A 19,965-nucleotide genomic window follows, 5' to 3' on the forward strand; every position below is an offset into this window, starting at 1 on the left:
CGGCGGGCCGCCGTCCCCGCACGCCCCGGAACGCCGGCTTCCGCCGGGGGAGGTGCCGGGATGACCCTCTTCCCCTCCCGCCGCCGCCCTCCGCGCACCCTCGTCGTCCGTCTCGACAGCGCGGGCGACGTGCTCCTGGCGGGCCCCGCCGTACGCGCTGTGGCGGCCGGGTCCTCGTACACCGCGCTGCTGTGCGGACCGCAGGGCGCGCCGGCCGGGCGGCTGCTGCCCGGCGTGGACGAGGTGCTCACCTACGACGCCCCGTGGGTCGGGCTGGAGCCGCCGCCCGTCACCCCGGCCGCCACCCGGCGCCTGATGCGGGCCCTCACCGCGCGCCGCTTCGACCGGGCGCTCGTGCTCGTGTCGCACCACCAGAGCCCGCTGCCGGTCGCCCTGCTGCTGAAGCTGGCCGGAGTCGGGCGCGTCGCCGCCGACAGCGAGGACTACCCGGGCGCGCTGCTCGACCTGCGCCACCACCGGGTGCCGCACCGCCACGAGGCCCTGGCCGCGCTCGACCTGGCCCGGGCCGCGGGCTTCGCCCTGCCGCCCGGCGACGACGGCCGGCTGCGCGTCACCCCGCCGCCGGACACCACCCGCCTCACCGGCCCGGGCCCCTACGTCGTCGTCCACCCCGGTGCCGCCGTGCCCGCCCGCGCCTGGAGCCCCGCCCGGGCCGCGCGGGCCGTGGCCGCGCTGTCCGCCGAGGGCCACCGGGTGGTCGTCACCGGCGGCCGTGCCGAACGCGAGCTGACCGCGCGGGTCGCCGGGCGGCACGGCCTGGACCTCGGCGGCGCCACCGGCCTGCCGGAACTGGCCGGAGTCCTGGCCGGGGCGCGGGTCGTGGTGGCCGGGAACACCGGACCCGCGCACCTCGCCGCCGCCGTGGGCACCCCCGTCGTCAGCCTCTTCGCGCCGGTGGTGCCCGCCGAGCGGTGGGCCCCCCACGGCGTCCCGCACCGGGTGCTCGGCGATCCCGCGGCCCCGTGCGCCGGCACCCGGGCCCGGAACTGCCCGGTCCCGGGACACCCCTGCCTCGACGGCATCGGCGACGCCGAGGTGCTCGCGGCCGTGGCCGCCCTCACCGACGACCCGGCCGGCCGGGGAGAACACACGGAGCGAGGAGCGACCGTATGAACATCCTGCTGTGGCACGTGCACGGCTCCTGGACGACCGCGTTCGTCCAGGGCCCCCACACCTACCTCGTCCCCGTCACCCCGGGCCGCGACCCGGACGGCCTCGGACGGGCCCGCACCTTCTCCTGGCCCGCCTCGGTCCACGAGGTCACCCCCGGGGAACTCCGCGACACGCCCGTCGACCTGGTCGTGCTGCAACGGCCCCACGAACCGGAACTGGCCGAACGGTGGCTCGGCGGACGCCGCCCCGGCCGGGACGTACCCGCCCTGTACCTGGAGCACAACGCGCCCGACGACGACGTACCCCGCACCCGGCATCCGTTCGCCGACCGCGCCGACCTGACGATCGTGCACGTCACGCACTTCAACCGGCTGTTCTGGGACTGCGGCACCACCCGCACCGCGGTCGTCGAGCACGGCATCGTCGACCCGGGCCACCGCTTCACCGGCCGGCTCGCCCGCGCCGCCGTCGTCGTCAACGAACCCGTGCGGCGCGCCCGGTACACCGGCACGGACCTGCTGCCCGCCCTCGCCGAGGCGGCGCCGCTCGACGTGTTCGGCATGGGCACCGAGAACCTGGCCGGGCACCTCGGCCTGCCGCCCGACCGGTGCCGCACGGCCGACCTGCCGCAGAGCGACCTGCACGCGGCCCTGGCCGAACGCCGGATGTACCTGCACCCGGTGCGCTGGACCTCCCTCGGCCTGTCCCTGCTGGAGGCCATGCACCTGGGGATGCCCGTCCTGGCCCTCGCCACCACCGAGGCCGTCGAGGCGGTCCCGCCCGGCGCCGGCGTCCTCTCCACCCGCCCCGGCGTGCTGGCCCGCGCCGCCCGCCGCTACCTCCACGAACCCGAGGCCGCGGTCGCGGACGGGGCCCGGGCCCGGCAGGCGGCCCTCGAACGCTACGGGCTCAAGCGCTTCCTGGCCGACTGGGAGCGCCTGATCACGGAGGTGCGCTCATGACCCCGTCCCTCAGACCCCTGCCCGCCGGACCGTTCGGCGGCGACCCCCTCGACCCGGGCGTCCTCGCCGTCGCGCTGGTCTCCGAGCACGCGAGCCCCCTCGCCGCCCTCGGCGGGGTCGACGCCGGCGGGCAGAACGTGCACGTCGCCTGCCTCGCGGGCGCCCTCGCCGACCGGGGCCACCGCGTCACCGTCTACACCCGCCGGGACGCACCCGGCCGGCCCTGCCGGGTGGAGCTGCGCGACGGCGTCGAGGTGCACCACGTGCCCGCCGGCCCGGCCGAACCGCTCCCGAAGGACGCCCTGCTGCCGCACATGGGCGAGTTCGGCCGCTACCTCGCCCGCTGCTGGCGCACCCGGGCGCCCGACCTCGTCCACTCGCACTACTGGATGTCGGGCCTGGCCGCCGTGCACGCGACCCGGGTGCGCGGGCTGCCGCTGCTGCACACCTACCACGCCCTCGGCACGGTGAAGAGACGGCACCAGCGCCTGACCGACACCAGCCCGCCCGAACGCATCCCCGCCGAGATCGAGATCGGGCTGGGCTGCGACCAGGTCGTCGCCACCTGCCGGGACGAGGCCGCCGAGCTGGCCCGCATGGGCATCCCCCCGCACCAGGTCACCGTCGTGCCCTGCGGCGTCGACACCGACCGGTTCACCCCCAGGGGCCCGGCCGCACCCCGCGGGCCGTACCCGCACCGGCTCGTGCACCTGGGCCGGCTCGTGCCGCGCAAGGGCGCCGCGGTCGCCGTCGCCGCGCTGGCCCGGCTGCCCGGGACCGAGCTGCTCGTGGTCGGCGGCCCGCCCGCGGACCGGCTCGACGACGACCCGGAGGTCCGCCGGCTGCGCGCCGCCGCCCGGGACGCCGGTGTCGGCGACCGGGTCCGCTTCACCGGGGCCGTGCCCGGCGAGCGGGTGCCGTCGCTGCTGCGCTCCGCCGACGTGGTGGTCTGCCCCGCCGACTACGAGCCCTTCGGTATCGTCCCGCTGGAGGCCATGGCCTGCGGCGTGCCCGTCGTGGCCAGCGCGGTCGGCGGGCAGCTCGACACCGTCGCCGACCCCGGCACCGGACGGCTGGTGCCGCCCCGCGACCCGGAGGCCCTGGCCCGCGCCGTCGCCGGACTGCTCGCCGACCCGGCGGCCCGCGCGGCCTGCGGGGCGGCCGGCCGCCGCCGCGTCCTGAGCCGGTACGGCTGGGACCGGGTCGCCGCGGCCACCGAGGCCGCCTACTGCGCGGTCCTCGACGCCGAACCCGCCAGGACCGGCACCGGCTGACCCGGCCGGCCCCGCCCGCAGCAGCCGACGCCCGACGACCGAAGGAGGTGCGGGCCCCGCCGCCGTCCCCCGGGCGCGGCGGGCCCGATCCGCATGAGCGAACCCTCTGCACACCCCGCCCTTGACGCCGCGCGTCTGCACTGCCGGTCACTGGAGGAGGCCCTCGGCAGGTTCCGCCGGCACGGCGTCGACCGGATCGCCGACTGGGGCACCCGGCTCGCCGACGTCCTGGCCGGCGGCGGCCGGCTGCTCGCCGCGGGCAACGGCGGCAGCGCCGCCCAGGCCCAGCACCTCACCGCCGAACTCGTCGGCCGCTACCGCAGGGAACGCCCCGCCTACTCCGCGCTCGCCCTGCACGCCGAGACCTCCAGCGTCACCGCCATCGGCAACGACTACGGCTTCGACCACGTCTACGCCCGCCAGGTCACCGCCCACGGCCGGCCCGGGGACGTCCTGCTGCTGCTCTCCACCTCCGGCCGCAGCCCCAACCTCGTCGCCGCCGCCGTCACCGCCCGGCAGGCCGGACTGCGGGTGTGGGCCCTCACCGGACGCGGCCCCAACCCCCTCGCGGAGGCGGCCCACGAAGCCCTCTGCGTCGACGCCGGCAGCTCCGCGAACGTCCAGGAGACCCACCTCGTCGCCGTCCACCTGCTCTGCGAGTGCTTCGACACGGCCGTGTCCACACCCCTCGCACGACGCACCGTCCTCACCCGGGGGAGCACCTCATGAGCGGCCCGAATCCCCTCGCCGTCGTCGGGGACGTCCTCCTCGACGAGGACATCGAAGGCGTCTCCACCCGGCTCACCCCGGACGCCCCCGCGCCCGTCGTCGACGTCACCGGCGACCGGCGGCACCCCGGAGGAGCCGGACTGGCCGCCGCCCTCGCCGCCCGCGGCGGCCGGGACGTCGTACTGGTCACCGCGCTCGGCGACGACGACGCCAGCGAGGCCGTACGCCGTGCCCTGCACGGCCGCGTCAGGCTGCTGGAGATCCCCCTCAACGGCACCCTGCCGGTGAAGACCCGCGTCCTTGCCGAAGGCAGGCCCGTCGTCCGCATCGACCGGGGCGGCGGCACCCCCGGCGAACCCGGCGCCGCCGTGCGGGAGGCGCTGGCGCACGCCCACGCGATCCTGGTCGCCGACTACGGCCGCCACACCGCGGGCGCCCTGCGTCCCCACCTCGAGGACGCCGCCCGCCGCACCCCCCTGGTCTGGGATCCCCACCCCCAGGGCGACCCGCCCGTGCCCGGCGCCCGTCTCGTCACCCCCAACGCGGCCGAGGCACAGGCCCTGCACCCCGGATCGGGGGAGACGTCCCTGGGCGCGTACGCCGAGCGCGGGGCGCGGCTCGCGGAGCGGTGGCGGGCCGCGGGCGTCGCCGTCACCCTGGGCGAGCGCGGCGTGCTGCTGGCCCGGCCCGGCTCGGGCACACCGATGCTGGTGCCCGTGCCCTACCGGGCCGCCGGAGACCCCTGCGGCGCGGGCGACTGCTTCGCGGCCACGACCGCGGCGGCCCTCGCCGACGGGCTGCTCCCCGAGGAGGCGCTGCAGCGGGCGGTGGCCGAGGCGGCCGCGTTCGTCGCGGCGGGCGGCGCGGGCAACCCGGCGCTGTGGCGCACCGAGCCGGTGCCGGGGCCCGCGGACGACCCGGCGACCGACGCGTTCGGCCTCGCGGAGAGCGTGCGGGCCCGCGGCGGTACCGTCGTCGCCACCGGCGGCTGCTTCGACCTGGTGCACGCCGGGCACGTCGGGCTGCTGGAGAGCGCCCGGCGCATCGGCGACTGCCTCGTCGTCTGCCTCAACTCCGACGCCTCCGTCGCCCGCCGCAAGGGCCCGGGCCGCCCGCTCAACCCGGCGGCGGACCGCGCTCGGGTCCTCGCCGCGCTCGGCAGCGTCGACGCGGTCGTGGTCTTCGAGGAGGACACCCCGGAGGCGGTCCTGGCCCGGCTGCGGCCCGACGTCTGGGTCAAGGGCGGCGACTACTCGGTCCAGGACCTGCCCGAGGCGGAGGCGCTGCGCTCCTGGGGCGGTCAGGCCGTGGTCCTGCCCTACCTGGACGGCCGCTCCACGACCCTGCTGACCCGCAGGGCCGCGAAGGCGGCGACGAGGGCGCTGCGCCCGTCGGGTTCGTGAGCCGGCGTACGGCGCCGCCCGGCGAGCCGGGTCGCGTCGGTACGGCCTGCGGAGTCCTCCGGCGATCCAGGGCCGGGTTCCGTGAACCCGTTCAGGCCGCCTTGCCCAGTGCCGGCCGTCCCGTGATCCCGCCCTCCTCCGCGCGCAGCACCACGGGCGCGGGCACCCGGCGCCGCCGCAGCAGATGGCCCGCCCCGATCGCGCCGGCGATGAGCAGACCGCCGGTGACGAGGGCGCCACGGGCCCCCGCCAGCTCCATCAGCAGGCCGAGCACCGGCGGGCCGCCCAGGCCCCACACCGTGCCGATGCTGCCCCACACGCCCAGCACACGACCCCGCAGACGGGCGGGCGGGTCGGTCTGCAGGACGGCCGTGCCGGCGGTGTCGGACACGGACTCCACGACGGCCATCGGCAGCACCAGCACGATCAGTACCGCGAGCGACGGCGACAGCCCCGCCACCACCTGCAGCAGCGCGCCGCACGCCGCCAGCGCGCCCACGATCCGCACCGAAGGGCGGCGCAGCCGGGCGCCGAGAACGGCCCCGAGGATGCCGCCGACGGCGAGCACGGTCGACACGGTGCCGAAGGCCCCGGCACCGCCCCCGAGCGGCCCGGTGACGAGCACGGCCAGGGTGAGCTGGTAGTTGCGGCCGAACACCGCGCTGATCCCGGTCACACCGGCGAGCGCCATCAGCCGCGGCCGGCGTGCGAAGAAGGCCAGCCCCTCCCGCACGGTCATGGCGGAAGCGTCGGAGGAGCGGGAAGCGTCGGTGGAGCCGGACGCATCGGTGGAGCCGGAAACGTCGGAGGACCCGGAAGTGCCGCAGGATGCGGAAGTGCCGGAGGACCCGGGGCCGACGCCCGCGCGCGCCGGACCGGCCGCGGCCTGCCGCACCGCCTCCGCCGCCGGGCGCAGGAACGGGATCACCGAGGCCACGAACAGGAACGACAGCCCGTTGGCGAAGTACGCGGCGGCCGTGCCGAAGAACCCGACCGCCACACCGGCGCAAGCCGCCCCGACGAGCCGGCCCGCCTGGTGCACCAGGGCCCCGACGCCGATGGCCGAGGGCACGTCCTCCGCCGGGACGAGGTCGTTGCCGAGCAGCGCGCACGCCGGGTTGTCGACGGTGGCGACGACGCCCGTGACGGCGGCCAGCACCAGCAGCGAGGTCATGTCGAGCCGGTCCAGCGCCACGAGCACGGCCGTCGTGAAGGCGATCAGGCCGAGCAGCGCCTGGCTCACGGCGGCCGTCAGCTTGCGGGGCCACCGGTCGACCGCGGCCCCGCCCAGGACGCTCATCAGCAGGGCCGGAGCGGCCTGCACGGACATGGACAGCCCGGTCGCTGCGGCGGAGCCGGTGATCTGCAGGACCAGCAGGTTCTGCACGGTGAGCTGCATCCAGGTACCGGCGTTCGACACGAAGTTCGCGACGGACCACCAGCGCATGCTGCGGTACCGCAGGGAACGCCAGGGCGACCGTGACGCGGGCGGGGCAGGGGAGGGCGACGAAGACACAGGACGGCACTCGCAAGACGAGTCGGACGACTCAGCAGGAGGGGGCGAGGGGAACGGGAGGCACCGGCCGCGCTGCACGGTGGGTCCCTTCGCCGGTACGGCGCGGACCATCGTGGCAGAGCCAAACCTCGGGCCGGTCCACCACGCCCCGCTCCGCTGCCGCCGGATGTCTCAAATGCCCGTGCCCCGGCGACCCTTGAGGTCGCGAGTGTGGTTGATCACAGCCGCCGGTCGCGGTCCGGGCGCGTGACGGCCGCCACAGGCGGGAGGCGTCCGGGCACGCGGAAGGGCCCGTCGCCGCGGCGACGGGCCCTCGGGTGCGCGGCGGCCTGCCGCGCTAGTCGAACGTGCCCCGGCCGGTCAGCGCGTCGCGCAGCCGGTCGACCATGCCGGCCCCCGGAGCCAGGAGCTTGTTGGCCGGAGGTTTGTCGGGAGCGGCCGGATGGGGCCGGGTCGGAGCGGTCTTCTTCGCCTTGCGGACCTTGTCGCCCAGCTCGTTCAGCGTGTCCATCGGGCAGGCCTGGCGCAGCGCCGGGAAGAGGTTGCCCTCCTCGTCGGCGATGTGCGAGCGGATCTCGCCCATCAGCGTGCCGACCAGCCGGTCGAACTCGGCGTCGCCCGCGTCGCAGCCCTCCAGGTCCTTCATGATCTGCTCGGCCGTGGCGTGGTCCTGGAGTTCCCGGTCGGCGAGGGCGTCCCCGCCCGCCACGTGTTCGCGGACGGCCGGGTAGAGATAGGCCTCCTCGGCGACCGAGTGCCGGACGAGCTCCATCGTGACCCGGTCCGCGTACACCTTGCGGTCCCGGTGACCGGACGGCAGCGACTCGATCCTGCCGAACATCTCCTCGACCTCGCGGTGATCGGTCACCAGCTCGTCGATGACGTTTCCTCCGTGTCCCATGTCCTTCACCTCCAGCCCCCGGGTCCCCCCGGCCCTCACCGGCTAACGCCCGGTCCGGGCGACGGGCTCAGGCGGGGAGCTTGGCCCGCACCCGGGCGGCCGCGGCGGCGGGGCGTGCGGTGACCCGGACCGAGCGGCGCACCAGACCGGCGTCGTGCCGCAGCCCGCGGGCGGCATGGGTGCCGCGCCACACCAGCGAGGGGCGCGAGCCGGTGTCGTCGGCGGCGATCAGCAGCCCGCCGAGCATGGACAGGTTCTTGAAGAAGTGGATGCGCTGCTGCGCCCGCTCCGAGGGGTCCTCCACCTCCCAGAAGCGGTGCGCCGCCAGCGTCGTGGGCACCAGCGTGGCGGCGATCGCCAGCGCGGCCGGGCGCGGCATGCGTCCCGTGGCCAGCATCAGGCCCGCCACGACCTGCACGGCGCCGCTCAGGCGTACGGCCTGCTCGGTGCTGTCCGGCAGCGCCGCGACGCGATCGGTGACGGGCTGGACGACGGGCTCGGCGATGTCGGCGACCTCCTTGGGGTTGCGGACGGAGTTCATTCCGCCGGTGAGGAACATCGAGGCCAGCATGGGCCGGCCGAGGACGCGCATCAGACTCATGGCCCTCTCCAGGGTGTCGGTGGTCAGGCGTGCGGTCCGGGTTCCCCCGCCGGGGCGGTGGCACTCACCCGGTTCGCGCCGCGTGGTGCCCGGCCCACGCCTCCTCACGCAGTCCGGGTGACGCCAGGACGTCGTCGGCGGTGCACGCGAGGGCCTCGGTGGCGGCGGTCAGCACCTCGCGGTCCCGGGGCGGGCACCGACCCGGCGGACAGCTCCGGCACGGCGGCCTCCGCCAGCGCGGCCCCGAGACCGGCCGCGGCGAGACGCGGCCGACGTCTCCGTGCGGACGGTGCGGTGGTGGCCCGCGGGGCGACCACTCGCCCCTGAGATGTTGAAAATGCTATTTAAGTGAATTCAGGAACTGACCGGCGTTCAGAGCGTCGGCATCGAGGCGGCACTCGACCCGGCCGAACTCGACGGTGTCTACCGCGACAGCCGTGAGTGCGCCGCACTGGCGCTGGCCCACTCGACCAGCAAGCTGCTGCTGTCGCCTCCGACCCCGCGCCCGAAGAAGGGCTAGCGACCGACGGGAGTAGTCAATGGAGCAGTCTGGCACTTCGACCGTCTTGCAGGGCGCGGTGCAGGACCTCGCCTCCAGTGTGGTCAGCTCACGTTCCCCGAAGCCCACCTGGACCCCGGCGGACCGCCGGGCGCGCCGCCGCACCTGACCGCCGCCCTGCGCACGATGCGCCGGCCGGTGCTCCGGCGCGGCCTCGGGCACTGGCACGTGCACACCCTCGCCTGGTTCCGGCATCCCACCGACGGCGGGCCGATGTACTTCCACAGCGGCGCGACCCTCGGTCAGCAGGCGTTCCTGGGCTTCCGCCCCGACACCGGCACGGCCCTGGCCGCCGTCTGCACCCGCCGCTTCCGCGGCCACGACCCGTTCGTGGCCACCGCGTACGCGCTGCTCGCGCAGGGGTGACCCAAGCCGCCCGGCGCCGGCGGCACGCTCCGCGCCGGCACCGGACGGCTCTGACTTCTCGTCACATCCGCTGCCACAGGGCGGGCGTCTGCGCCGGCACCCAGGGTCCCTGCGCCTGGTGGGTCTGCAGGCACTGGTAGCGCACGCCCGCGTGGGTCACCGTGGCCCCGGCCTCGTAGACCCGGCCGGCGGCCCACGCCTGCGCGACGTTGTCCTGCGGCGCCGGGGGCGTGGCGTCGGCCGTCTCCAGGGTGAGGCCGTACTCGCTGAGGATCGGGTTGACCGGCTGGTAGAACGTGGCGCCGCCGGTCTTGCAGTCGCCGGTGCCGCCCGAGGTCACGCCCTGCGCCTGCACACCCGCGACGTACGGCCCCCCGGAGTCGCCCGGCTCCGCGCACACCGTCGTACGGGTCAGCCCGTCCACCTTGCCCTCGGCGTAACCGACGCTGGTGTCATGCTGCTCGATCGTGCCGCAGTGCCATCCGGTGGTGGAGCCGGAGCGGCACACGGCGGCGCCCACGAGCGCCTGGACCGAGCCCGTGATCCGGACCTTCCGATCGCCCTCGCCCTTGACGTTCGCCGTCGCCGTCCACTGGTCGTTGACCGCGACCCACGACATGTCCTTGCCGGGGAAGGTGGAGGACTGGAACGTGCCCTGCGCCGTCTTGTCGAACCCGGTCGTCTTCGCGCCCCGCTTGCCGCAGTGGCCCGCCGACACGAAGCCCTCCTGCTCGCCCTTGGTCACGGAGAAGCCGACCGAGCAGCGGGCGGAGCCGTCGATGTAGTAGGCGTCGCCGCCGGTGATGTCCGCCATCAGACGCGGCCGGGCCGCCGTCACCTTCACGCCCACGCTCGTGCCGTCGAGCCCCGCGGCCTTGACGAACGCGGCCGCCGCCGCCTTGCTCCCGGCCTCCACCACGACCCGGTTGGCGGGGACGTCGATGTACCACAGGTGCGCGTCGCGCGTGCCGACCCGGGCGGCCGCGGCGTCCAGCTTCTGCTTCGCCGCCCGCAGGTCGCGCAGCTTCTGCTTCACCACGGCCGCCTTCGCGCCCTGGGCCTTGATGGCGGCCACGTCGGCGGCGTCCGTGGTCGCCACCACGAGCTCCTGCGACGTGGTGCCGCGCAGCCAGGCGCCCGCGAAGCGGTCGCCCAGGGCGTTGCGCAGCCTGCCCGCGCGGGTGCCCGCCTCCGCCTCGTTGACCAGCCGCTGCGAGGCCTGCGCCGGCGTCAGCCCGAGGTCGCGCTCCAGCGCGCGCAGCACGGGTGCCGAGGGCCGGTCGGCGCCGAGGGTCTGCGCGGCCGACGGCAGGGGACCGGCCGCGGGCGTCGGCTCCGCCGCCACGGCGGACGGCAGGCCGGTCGCGACCAGCGCGCCGAGCGCGGTGAGGGCCGCCCGGCGGCCGGTCAGGGCGTGTCTGAGGACCATACGAGATGTCTCCTTGGGTCACGGTGTTCGGTGCGGACGCGGCCGCGGTGGAGCTGCCGCGGAGCCATAGGCCTTGCCGGAACGGCCCGGCGCGATGTCCCGGCCCGTTCCGGTTCGCGCTTTGGTGCGGGGAAGGGCGCCATGTGCAGTAGGAGCGCGGGCTCACGCCGACTTCAGGCCGGGCGCGCCCACCTCCGTGACGAAGGAGGCGGTGGTGGAGATGGACCCCCCGGGGGTGGTGATGGCCGGGACGGTCCGGAAGTCGACCTGGGCGTTCTCGCGGCCCAGCTCCACCCGGACGTAACCGCGCCGCCCGTCGAAGTACTTCATGTGCGGATTGGCCTTCATGTACGTGTCCCACTCGGCCGGCTTCGCGGTGCCGTTGCCGCCGCTGGCGATGGAGGTGCAGGTGAACTCCGTGCCCACCGTCCGGGACGCCGGGTCGTCGAAGTCCTCCTTGATGTCGAAGGCGTAGCCGACGTGCACGTCCCCGGTGAGGACCATCCAGTTGTCGACGCCCGCCGCCTTGGCGCCGGCCATGACGCGGTCGCGGGAGGCGCGGTATCCGTCCCAGGCGTCCATGGAGACCCGCGCCTGCGCGGTCAGGTCGAACTTGCGCTGGGAGAAGCAGACCTGCTGGGGCGTCACCTTCCACAGGGCGTCCGAGGCCCGCCAGCCGTCCAGCAGCCAGCGCTCCTGCGCGGCGCCGGTGAGGGTGCGGGCCGGGTCGTCCGACTCGGCGCCCGGCGCGTGCGGCCGGTCGTAGTTGGCCTGGTCCGAGCGGTACTGGCGGGTGTCGAGGATGTCGAACTGGACGAGCGAGCCCCACCCCAGCCTTCGGTACAGCCGTGCGTCGGGCCCCTGCGGCAACTGCTCGGCGCGCAGCGGCTGGTTCTCCCAGTAGGCCCGGTAGGCGGCGGCGCGGCGCACCAGGAACTGGTCGGGAGGGCTGCCCTTCTCGTCAATGGAACCGGCGTAGTTGTTCTCCGCCTCGTGGTCGTCCCAGGTGACGACGAACGGGTGCCGGGCGTGCGCGGCCTGGAGGTCCGGGTCGCTCTTGTAGAGGGCGTAGCGCAGCCGGTAGTCCGCCAGCGTGGTCGCCTCGCGGTCGAACACCTCGGGCAGTTTGCGGTCGGTGTAGCGGCGGGCGCCGCCCGCGGAGTCCACGGCGTACTCGTAGAGGTAGTCGCCGAGGTGGAACACCACGTCGACGTCCTCCTGCGCCAGATGCCGGTGGGCGGTGTAGTAGCCGTCCTGGTAGGCCTGGCAGGCGACCGCGGCCAGCCGCATGCCGTCGGCGTCGCTGCCCGCGGCCGGCGCCGTGCGGGTCCGGCCCATCGGGCTGATCCACGCGCCGGCCCGGAAGCGGTAGTAGTACTCGCTGTCCGGCATCAGGCCCTTGACGTCGACGTGCACGCTGTGGGCGTACTCCGGGTGGGCCGTGGCGACGCCGCTGCGCTCGACGAAGGCGAACCACTCGTCCATCGCCACTTCCCAGGAGACGGCCACCCGTTGCTGCCCCAGCCCGCCGTCCTCCGCGAACGGCTCGGGCGCGAGCCGGGTCCACAGCAGGACCGAGTCGGGCAGCGGATCGCCGGAGGCCACGCCGAGGGTGAACGGGTCGTTCGTGATGCGGGACGCCTGCAGTTCGGGGGTGGCGGTGGCGCCGCGGGCCGGCCGGTTCGTGCTGAAGGCGAGCATCGCGGCGGCGGCGGTGACGGTCAGGAAGCGGCGGCGGGCCACATGCGGGGCGGCGGTGCGCAGTACGGCGTCGTGCGGGGAGAAGGCATGCTCGGACGGTGTTCTTTGACGGCCCGTCAGCGCCATCTGAGGTCCTCTCGTACAGGGCAGTTGCGCCCCGGGCGGACGCGTGGGGACATCGCCGACGTGCGGAGCGCAGAACTCGCATGCTAAGCAGACAAAATGCCTTAAACCGGAACGACGTGCGGGGCGTTCACACCACGGGCGGTACGAGGCGCCTCATGGCCCGGACAGGAAAAAGCCGCCGGCTCGGCCGGCGGCTGAGGGAAGGGAAGGGGAGCGGTCTAATGGGCCGTGTGCGCGGCGGCCCCGGAGGCCGCGCGGGCCCGGACGGGAAGGTGGTAGACGTGGAACGCCCGCCCGATGACCGGCTGGGCGACGTTGCGCACCTTCACGCCGCCGCTCGTCATGCCGTGTTCGGTGCCGGCGTGCGCGTGGCCGTGCACCGCCAGGTCCGCACCGGCGGTGTCGATCGCCTCGGCCAGCAGATAACTCCCGAGGAACGGGTAGATCTCCAGCGGCTCGCCCGCCAGCGTGTCCGCGACGGGGGAGTAGTGGGTCAGGGCGATCCGCACGTCGCAGTCCTCCTCGCCCAGTTGCTCCAGCGCGCTCCGCAGCCCGTCGGCGCTGCGCCGGGAGTACCGGACGAACTCCTTCATCACGGGCTCGCCGAACTCCCCGGCGCAGCGGCCGACGAAGCCGCCGCCGAACCCCTTGGTGCCGGCCACGCCGATGCGCGCACCGCCGCTCTCCACGACGGTGCCCTGCCCCTCCAGGACATGGGCTCCGGCGTCCCGGAGGATCGCCGTGACCTCCTCGGGCCGGTCGTCGTGGTGGTCGTGGTTGCCCAGGACGGCGGCCACCGGCACGCCGAGGTCCTGGATCTCCCGGGCCACCACCCGCATCTCCTCGGGCGTGCCGTGCCGGGTGAGGTCCCCGGCCAGCAGCAGGAGGTCCGCGCACTCGGGCAGCGTCTCGAACGCGGGGCGGAGCACCCCCTGGCTGTCGGGCCCCATGTGGATGTCCCCGACGGCTGCGATGCGGATCATGCCAGCTCCTCCGCGTGGTCGGGCGAGGACGCCTCGGTCACCACGAGGTCGCTGTGCACCGGCATCCCGGTGAGTTCCTCGTGGACGGTGCGCAGGACCTCGTCGCGGCAGGGCGCCGAGGGCACGGTGCCGGTGAGCAGCACCGACTGGCCGCGGGCCTCGACCCGGACGCCCAGTTCGCCCAGCTCGCCCGAGGCGAGGCGGTCCTGGAGGTGGGCGATGCGGTAGTCCAGGTTCTCCGCGGGCGGCGTACCGCCGGCGTCCTGGGAACCGTGGGTGCTCATGGGTTGCTCCTTCAGATGACGTTCAGGCGCTCCAGGAGGAAGAAGAAGGCCGCGGGCATGGGCTCGTCCCCGCACTCGCGCCGCACCCGCTCCCAGTCGACCTTCTCGCGCAGGGCCCGCGCGATGGGCAGGGCCGCGCCGAAGTCGCAGTGGTGCTCGGAGAACGCGGCGATCAGGCTCCACAGCAGGTCCGTCGGGGCCAGCACGGGCATCCGCACCGAGTCGACCGAGAGCTCCTCCGCCCGCTCCAGCATGTCCGCGCCGACCGGCCGGTGCGCCAGCTCGAAGATGACGTCCACCGACTGGCCGAAGCAGGTGGCCTTGATCAGCCAGTCCTCCGGCGGCGTGTAGACCGTCAGCCCCGCCTCGCGCAGCGTGGCCGCCACCGCGTCCGCGTCCTCGGGCCGGATGGCGAAGTCGACGTCGTGCTGGAGGTTCTTCTCCCCGCCGTGGGCGTACGCGGCCACGCTCCCGGCCAGCGCGAAGAGATGCCCCTTCCGCTTCAGCAGGGCACCGACCTGCTTGGCCGCCTCGAGGATCGCCTGGTTGCGGTCCAGGGGCATCTCCTGCGGCGGCTCGTCCTGCGGGTCCTGTGGTGGCGCGGCCGGACAGGTCCCGTCCGGTGCCGTCCGGAGGTCGGGGATCCCCGGTCGCCGGACGAGCGTCGCGTCATCACCGTTCTGCGTCATGACCACTCCATTCGACGGACCGGACCTCCGCTCCCGCGCGGTGTCCGGATCCGAGACGGCCTGTGTGCCTGCATTGGGTACCCGGCGCTCCCGGACCGACACGGAAGGCTTCCGACGAGCGCGGGTCCGGCCGGGGCGCGGGGCGCGCAGGCTGCTCCCGTACGCGCCCCTCACTCCGCCGGGAGCGCACCCACTCGTTCGATCCGGTCAGACAGGCACGGCCTCCGTTCGGCCTGCCGGGTGGACGAGCCTCGGGTGAACACGACAAGCGCGCCTTCCGCCGAGGACGGAGTATGGGGCCAAGAGCTGGAAACCCGGAAAACCGGCGCAAATCGCCGGACAGCGCGCCTGTGGAGGTCGACATGAACCAGCAGACAGCACCGTCGTCCGATCTTCCGCAGCCGTTGCGGACCGTCGTCGCGGGCGTGAAGCACCTGCCCGGCGCGCAGCAGGTCGGCAAGGTCGCCGAGGGGGCCCTGGACCGGATCGGCGCCATCTCACCGCGCGGGCGCCGCATGGCCGTCTACACCGGTGCCGGCGTGCTCGGCGTCGCCGGACTGGTCGAATGGCCGGTGGCGCTGACCGGCGCGGCCGTCGCCTGGCTGACCCAGCCGCGACCCGCCCAGCGCCCCGGGGACGGGTCACCGAACGGCGGAACGCGGACCGCCACGGCCGGTGAACGCGGCGCGGACACCGCCGCCGAGGAGGAGCCGGACACCTCGTCCTACGGACCCGGCGCCCGCCTCGCCTCCTCCCACTACCGCCACGAACGGCCGGAACAGCACGTCCACGAGCAGCCCGCCAAGGTGGGCGACACCGCCACCGCCTCCGCCCTGAAGCAGGTCGCCGAGGCCACCGCCCACCACGACGAGGAAGCACACGGCCACCGGGCCCACGGGCAGGTTCAGCACGGACACCACAGCCACCCCACCGGCTGAGTCGGGAAGCAGGAGATGCTCACACGCTTCGACGTAGCCCCGTTCGTCGGGGCCGTGGCCGGGGCGGCCGCCGGGGCCGCCCGCAGCACCGCCCAGGGCGTGACGTCCCTCTACGACACCACCCGCCGCGTCCGCAACGTCGCGCGCAACGCCCTCACGCGCACGGAGCACTGGAAGGCCGGACAGCGCATCCACCTCGCGCTGCGGCGCGTCGACGGCGACGCCGCCGTCCTCGCCCGCAGGGTGGCCGAGGAACTCGTCGAGCACCCCGACGTGCTCACGGCCTACTGGGACGAAGGGCTGTCCCGCCTGGTGATCACCCTCGTGGAGGACGCCGCCACCGACCGCGTCACCGAACGGGCCACCGCCCTGGCCACCCGCCTCGGCCTGGACGAGGGCGCCGACCCGGAGGCGGAGGAGAGCACCCACCCCGGCGACCCCAGGGAGGTGCGCGTCACCGCGGCGGCCGTCCTGCTCGACGCCGCCGGAGCGGCCGGCGCCCTGGCCGGCCGGTCCCTGCGCCTGCCGCCCAGCTCCCGCATCGTCACCGCGACCGTCACGCTCCTGCGTGAGAACCCCCGCTTCCGGGGCCTGCTCCGCCAGCGCCTCGGCCCGTCCGCGATGGAACTCGTCCTCACCGCCGCCAACGCCGCCGCCCACGGTGTCGGCCAGACCCCGCTGGCGCTCGTGCTCGACGGGCTGCTCCGCGGCACCCAGCTCACCGAGGCCGTGGCCAGGGCCGCGGCCTTCGAGGCCCTGCACGACGACGTGTGCCACGCCCAGCGCACCAGTCTGTCCTTCCCGACGGGGGCCCGGCCGCCGCTGAAGGTGACGCCCGCGCAGGAGTACGCCTCCCACGCGAGCACCGGAAGCCTCGCCGGCGCCGCCGCCACCCTCCTCGTCACGCACAGCGCGCGGGACGCGGCCGAGGCGGTCCTCGCCGGCTCCCCGAAGGCGGCCCGCTACGGACCGGCCGCCTTCGCCGCGACGCTCGGCACCTTCCTCGCGCACGCCGGGATCCTGGTCCGCAGCGGGGAGCGGCTGCGGCAGCTGGAGATCGCCGACGCGCTGGTCCTGCACGCCGACGCCCTGCGCCGGCGGACCGGGCCCGACGGCGACGCCGACCTCGCGCCCGAGGACCCGGTGCACCCCTTCGCCGAGGCCGTCCTGGACGCCGCGCGCCGCGCGGGACTGCACGTGGTGATCGCGGGCGGATCCGACCTGAAGGACATCGTCCGGCTGGCCGACGAGGTCGTCCCCGGCACCAGGCCGTTCGGCGACGTCGTACGGGCCCTGCAGGCCGACGGGCACGTGGTGGTCACCGTCGCCCGCCCGGACGCCTCCGGCGGCGGGCACGTGGTGGACGGACTGCCCGCCGGTGACGTGGCCGTCGCCCTCACCGACGGGCCCGCCGCCGTCTCCTGGGGCGCCGACGCGCTGGCCCCCGGCGGCCTCGCCGACGTCTGGCGGCTCCTCACGGCCATCCCCGCTGCCCGGCGCGTGGGACGCCGGTCGCAGACCCTCGCCCGCGCCGGCGCCGCCCTGTCGGGCCTGCTGGTCGCCCGCGGCGGGCAGCCCCCCGGCCGGCATCTCGCCTGGCCCGTGACCCGGCACGCGCCCGTCAACATCGCCGCCGCCGGCGCCCTGCTCGCCGGCTGGCTGGAAGCCACCCGCGTCGCCCGGGCCACACCCCCGCCGCCCCGGCTGCACATCCCCTGGCACGCGCTCGAACCCCACGAGGCCCGCGACCGGCTGCGCCGCACCCACCGCGAGAGCGAGCCGCGCGGACTCGCCCTGGCCGCCGACCGGACCCGGCAGCGCGCCGCGCGCCTGACCCGGCACCCCGCCGTCACCCCCGTCCGCTGGACCTGGCAGGCGGCCGGCGCGGTACGCCGCGAACTCGACGACCCGCTCACCCCCGTCCTCGCCACCGGCGCCGTCGCCTCGGCCCTGCTCGGCTCGCTCGTCGACGCGCTGCTGGTGGTCGGCGCCATGGACCTCAACGCCGTGACCGGCGGCCTGCAGCGGCTGCGCGCCGAACAGGCCCTGGCCCGGCTCGCCGCCCGGCAGCAGCCCAAGGCCCGCAAGCACAACGGCCACCAGCGCACCGTCACCGTCGACGCGGCCCGGCTGCACCCCGGCGACGAGATCAGCCTCGGCGCGGGCGACGTCGTACCCGCCGACGCGCGGCTGCTCGACGTCGACGGGCTGGAGGTCGACGAGTCCGCGCTCACCGGCGAGTCGCTGCCGGTGACCAAGGCCGTCGAGGCCACCCCGGGCCTGCCCGTGGCCCAGCGCGCCTGCATGGTCTTCGAGGGCACCACCGTCGTGGCCGGCCGTGCCACCGCGCTCGTCGTCGACACCGGCGACCAGACCGAGGCCGGCCGGGCCGTCACCCTCGCCGCCCGCACCCCGCCGCCCGCCGGCGTCCAGGCCCGGCTGCAGGAACTCACCCGCAAGGCGCTGCCCGTCACCTTCACCGGCGGCGCGGCCGTGACCGGACTGTCCCTGCTGCGCGGCAGCCCCGTGCGGCGCGCCGTCAGCGGGGGAGTGGCGGTGGCCGTGGCCGCCGTCCCCGAAGGGCTCCCGCTGGTCGCCACCGTCGCGCAGATGGCGGCCGCCCGGCGGCTGTCCCGGCGCGGCGTGCTGGTCCGCACCCCGCGCACCCTGGAGGCGCTCGGCCGGGTCGACACCGTCTGCTTCGACAAGACCGGCACCCTCACCGAGAACCGGCTGCGCCTGATCCGCGTCGCCACCGCCGACGGCACCGTCCTGCGGGTGGACGACGAGCGGGCCGCGCAGGTCCTGCGCCTGGCCGCCCGCGCCTGCCCGCAGGAGGAGACCGGGCACGGCCGCCGCGTCGCGCACGCCACGGACGAGGCCGTCCTCGACGTCGCCCCGCCCGACGAGGGCTGGACCCCGAGCGGCGAACTGGCCTTCGAGGCGCGCCGGGGCTACGCGGCGGCCATCGGCCGCGACGGCGATCCCGACTTCGGTGACCTCCTCGTCGTCAAGGGCGCCCCCGAGACGATCCTGCCGGCCTGCCCGGGCCTGCCCGCCCACGCGGCCGACACCGCCCACGAGCTGGCCGGGCAGGGCCTGCGCGTCCTCGCCGTCGCCCGGCGGCCCTGCCGGGCCGAGGACGCCGAGGCCGAACTCGACGCGCCCCTGGCCGACCTGGAGTTCAGCGGCCTGATCGCGCTGGCCGACGTGCCCCGCGAGACCTCGCAGGCCCTGCTCGTCGAACTGCGCCGCTCCGGGATCCTGCCCGTCATGCTCACCGGCGACCACCCGGAGACCGCCCGCGCCATCGCCCAGCAACTGGGCTGGCCGGAGGAGACCGAGGTCGTCACCGGAGACGAACTGGTCGCCATGGAACGCCGCGAACGCGTGCGCGTGCTGCGCGTGGCCGGTGTCGTCGCCCGGGTCGCACCCGAGCAGAAGCTCCACGTCGTGGAGGCCCTGCAGCAGGCCGGCCGGGTCGTGGCGATGGCCGGTGACGGCGCCAACGACGCCGCCGCCATCCGCGCCGCCGACGTCGGCGTCGGTGTCGAGTCCCGCGGCTCCGCCGCCGCCCGCAACGCCGCCGACCTGGTGCTCACCACCGGTGACCTGTCCGTCCTGGTCGACGCCGTCGTCGAGGGCCGGGCCCTGTGGCGCAGCGTCGCCGACGCGGTCAGCATCCTCATCGGCGGCAACGCCGGCGAGGTCGGCTTCAGCGTCCTCGGCACCCTGCTGGCCGGGGCCTCACCCCTGTCCACCCGGCAGCTGCTGCTGGTCAACCTGCTCACCGACATGTTCCCGGCGATGGCGGTCGCGGTCACGCCCAGCAACGACCCCTCGACGGCGGAGCACGCCGCGACCGGCCCGATGGGCCTCGACGTCCTGGGCGCGCCCCTGCTGCGCTCCATCCGCCGCCGCGGCATCACCACCTGCTTCGGCGCGGTCGCGGCGTACCTCTTCGGCCGCCTCACCCCCGGCACCGAACGCCGGTCCACCACCATGGCGCTGTGCGGCGTGGTCGGCGCCCAGCTCGTGCAGACCCTCTCGGGACGGCGCCACAGCCCGCTGGTGTGGGTGACGGCCCTCGGCTCCGCCGCCGTGCTCGCCGCGCTCGTCCAGACGCCCGGCGTCAGCCACTTCTTCGGCTGCACGCCGCTCGGCCCCACGGCCTGGTCCGGCGTCGCCCTGGCCATCGCCCTGTCGGCCCTGGCCCCGCGCCTGGAACGCCTGCGCGCCGTCCACCTGCTGTACGACACCGCGACCCGGCTCGCCCTGCGCCTGACCGACCTGATCCGCCAGGCCCGGCAGCAGGCGGGCAGCGGGCTCCCGCACCCCGTGGCCTGACGGACGGACACACACCGGCGGCC

15 protein-coding genes and 1 pseudogene are annotated in these 19,965 nt (G+C 75.8%); 8 read left to right on the forward strand and 8 right to left on the reverse strand.

Going from position 1 to position 19,965, the window contains the following annotated elements:
- The first annotated feature begins 60 nt into the window (after positions 1-60).
- The 5 genes from ABZY20_RS29510 (at position 61) to rfaE2 (ending at position 5,502) form a co-directional block, all read left to right on the forward strand.
- Positions 61-1,134 (forward strand): glycosyltransferase family 9 protein, encoded by a 1,074-nt coding sequence (locus ABZY20_RS29510; protein WP_356445322.1) that lies wholly within the window; start codon positions 61-63, stop codon positions 1,132-1,134.
- Complete coding sequence (locus ABZY20_RS29515; protein WP_356445324.1) at positions 1,131-2,096, forward strand: glycosyltransferase; 966 nt, start codon at positions 1,131-1,133, stop codon at positions 2,094-2,096. Before ABZY20_RS29510 ends, ABZY20_RS29515 begins: the two co-directional genes overlap by 4 nt.
- A complete protein-coding gene (locus ABZY20_RS29520; protein ID WP_356445325.1) occupies positions 2,093-3,370 on the forward strand; it encodes a glycosyltransferase in 1,278 nt (425 codons plus the stop codon). Before ABZY20_RS29515 ends, ABZY20_RS29520 begins: the two co-directional genes overlap by 4 nt.
- Positions 3,371-3,463: 93 nt before the next feature.
- Positions 3,464-4,099, forward strand: a complete 636-nt coding sequence (locus tag ABZY20_RS29525; protein WP_356445327.1) for an SIS domain-containing protein — start codon at positions 3,464-3,466, stop codon at positions 4,097-4,099.
- Positions 4,096-5,502, forward strand: coding sequence for a D-glycero-beta-D-manno-heptose 1-phosphate adenylyltransferase (gene rfaE2 / locus ABZY20_RS29530; protein ID WP_356445329.1), 1,407 nt, complete (start codon positions 4,096-4,098; stop codon positions 5,500-5,502). Before ABZY20_RS29525 ends, rfaE2 begins: the two co-directional genes overlap by 4 nt.
- Before the next feature lie 91 nt (positions 5,503-5,593).
- Here the strand turns inward: rfaE2 and ABZY20_RS29535 are convergent, their stop codons facing one another.
- From ABZY20_RS29535 to ABZY20_RS29545, 3 genes are all read right to left on the reverse strand, one after another.
- Positions 5,594-7,018, reverse strand: coding sequence for an MFS transporter (locus ABZY20_RS29535; protein ID WP_356445331.1), 1,425 nt, complete (start codon positions 7,016-7,018; stop codon positions 5,594-5,596).
- A 337-nt stretch (positions 7,019-7,355) separates the two neighbouring features.
- Positions 7,356-7,919, reverse strand: coding sequence for a hemerythrin domain-containing protein (locus tag ABZY20_RS29540; protein ID WP_356445333.1), 564 nt, complete (start codon positions 7,917-7,919; stop codon positions 7,356-7,358).
- Between the two features lie 67 nt (positions 7,920-7,986).
- Entirely contained in the window at positions 7,987-8,520 is a 534-nt protein-coding gene (locus ABZY20_RS29545; RefSeq protein WP_356445335.1) for a DoxX family protein, read from the reverse strand.
- Between the two features lie 607 nt (positions 8,521-9,127).
- Here ABZY20_RS29545 and ABZY20_RS29550 point away from each other — a divergent pair.
- A pseudogene (locus ABZY20_RS29550) lies at positions 9,128-9,445 on the forward strand (serine hydrolase); the annotation flags it as partial.
- Between the two features lie 61 nt (positions 9,446-9,506).
- On the opposite strand, the gene ABZY20_RS29555 reads toward ABZY20_RS29550, so the two are convergent.
- The 5 genes from ABZY20_RS29555 to ABZY20_RS29575 all read right to left on the reverse strand — a co-directional run bounded on the left by ABZY20_RS29555 (position 9,507) and on the right by ABZY20_RS29575 (position 14,657).
- Entirely contained in the window at positions 9,507-10,874 is a 1,368-nt protein-coding gene (locus tag ABZY20_RS29555) for an alpha-lytic protease prodomain-containing protein (RefSeq protein ID WP_356445337.1), read from the reverse strand.
- Positions 10,875-11,036: 162 nt separating this feature from the next.
- Positions 11,037-12,701, reverse strand: a complete 1,665-nt coding sequence (locus ABZY20_RS29560; protein WP_356445339.1) for an alkaline phosphatase D family protein — start codon at positions 12,699-12,701, stop codon at positions 11,037-11,039.
- 218 nt (positions 12,702-12,919) lie between these two features.
- A complete protein-coding gene (locus tag ABZY20_RS29565) occupies positions 12,920-13,684 on the reverse strand; it encodes a metallophosphoesterase (RefSeq protein WP_356445341.1) in 765 nt (254 codons plus the stop codon).
- The gene (locus ABZY20_RS29570; protein WP_356445343.1) at positions 13,681-13,968 is read right to left on the reverse strand and encodes a hypothetical protein; all 288 of its coding nucleotides are present in this window, start codon (positions 13,966-13,968) and stop codon (positions 13,681-13,683) included. The genes ABZY20_RS29565 and ABZY20_RS29570 overlap by 4 nt, the downstream gene beginning before the upstream one ends.
- Before the next feature lie 11 nt (positions 13,969-13,979).
- A complete protein-coding gene (locus ABZY20_RS29575; RefSeq protein ID WP_356445344.1) occupies positions 13,980-14,657 on the reverse strand; it encodes a nucleotidyltransferase family protein in 678 nt (225 codons plus the stop codon).
- 362 nt (positions 14,658-15,019) lie between these two features.
- Here ABZY20_RS29575 and ABZY20_RS29580 point away from each other — a divergent pair, with 362 nt between their 5' ends.
- The gene (locus tag ABZY20_RS29580; protein WP_356445346.1) at positions 15,020-15,595 is read left to right on the forward strand and encodes a hypothetical protein; all 576 of its coding nucleotides are present in this window, start codon (positions 15,020-15,022) and stop codon (positions 15,593-15,595) included.
- A gap of 15 nt (positions 15,596-15,610) precedes the next feature.
- Positions 15,611-19,942: a cation-translocating P-type ATPase gene (locus ABZY20_RS29585; protein ID WP_356445348.1), complete on the forward strand. Its 4,332-nt coding sequence runs from the start codon at positions 15,611-15,613 to the stop codon at positions 19,940-19,942.
- The last annotated feature ends 23 nt before the right edge of the window (positions 19,943-19,965 follow it).

This window comes from Streptomyces sp. NPDC006624, from assembly GCF_040611555.1.
Classification (GTDB): Bacteria; Actinomycetota; Actinomycetes; order Streptomycetales; family Streptomycetaceae; genus Streptomyces.

What these genes read in the sequence shown, in the direction of transcription:
- ABZY20_RS29510 (WP_356445322.1), top strand. Translation starts at nt 61, where the DNA reads ATGACCCTCTTCCCCTCCCGCCGCCGCCCTCCGCGCACCCTCGTCGTC.
- ABZY20_RS29515 (WP_356445324.1), top strand. Translation starts at nt 1,131, where the DNA reads ATGAACATCCTGCTGTGGCACGTGCACGGCTCCTGGACGACCGCGTTC.
- ABZY20_RS29520 (WP_356445325.1), top strand. Translation starts at nt 2,093, where the DNA reads ATGACCCCGTCCCTCAGACCCCTGCCCGCCGGACCGTTCGGCGGCGAC.
- ABZY20_RS29525 (WP_356445327.1), top strand. Translation starts at nt 3,464, where the DNA reads ATGAGCGAACCCTCTGCACACCCCGCCCTTGACGCCGCGCGTCTGCAC.
- rfaE2 (WP_356445329.1), top strand. Translation starts at nt 4,096, where the DNA reads ATGAGCGGCCCGAATCCCCTCGCCGTCGTCGGGGACGTCCTCCTCGAC.
- ABZY20_RS29540 (WP_356445333.1), bottom strand. Translation starts at nt 7,919, where the DNA reads ATGGGACACGGAGGAAACGTCATCGACGAGCTGGTGACCGATCACCGC.
- ABZY20_RS29545 (WP_356445335.1), bottom strand. Translation starts at nt 8,520, where the DNA reads ATGAGTCTGATGCGCGTCCTCGGCCGGCCCATGCTGGCCTCGATGTTC.
- ABZY20_RS29555 (WP_356445337.1), bottom strand. Translation starts at nt 10,874, where the DNA reads ATGGTCCTCAGACACGCCCTGACCGGCCGCCGGGCGGCCCTCACCGCG.
- ABZY20_RS29560 (WP_356445339.1), bottom strand. Translation starts at nt 12,701, where the DNA reads ATGGCGCTGACGGGCCGTCAAAGAACACCGTCCGAGCATGCCTTCTCC.
- ABZY20_RS29565 (WP_356445341.1), bottom strand. Translation starts at nt 13,684, where the DNA reads ATGATCCGCATCGCAGCCGTCGGGGACATCCACATGGGGCCCGACAGC.
- ABZY20_RS29570 (WP_356445343.1), bottom strand. Translation starts at nt 13,968, where the DNA reads ATGAGCACCCACGGTTCCCAGGACGCCGGCGGTACGCCGCCCGCGGAG.
- ABZY20_RS29575 (WP_356445344.1), bottom strand. Translation starts at nt 14,657, where the DNA reads ATGACGCAGAACGGTGATGACGCGACGCTCGTCCGGCGACCGGGGATC.
- ABZY20_RS29580 (WP_356445346.1), top strand. Translation starts at nt 15,020, where the DNA reads ATGAACCAGCAGACAGCACCGTCGTCCGATCTTCCGCAGCCGTTGCGG.
- ABZY20_RS29585 (WP_356445348.1), top strand. Translation starts at nt 15,611, where the DNA reads ATGCTCACACGCTTCGACGTAGCCCCGTTCGTCGGGGCCGTGGCCGGG.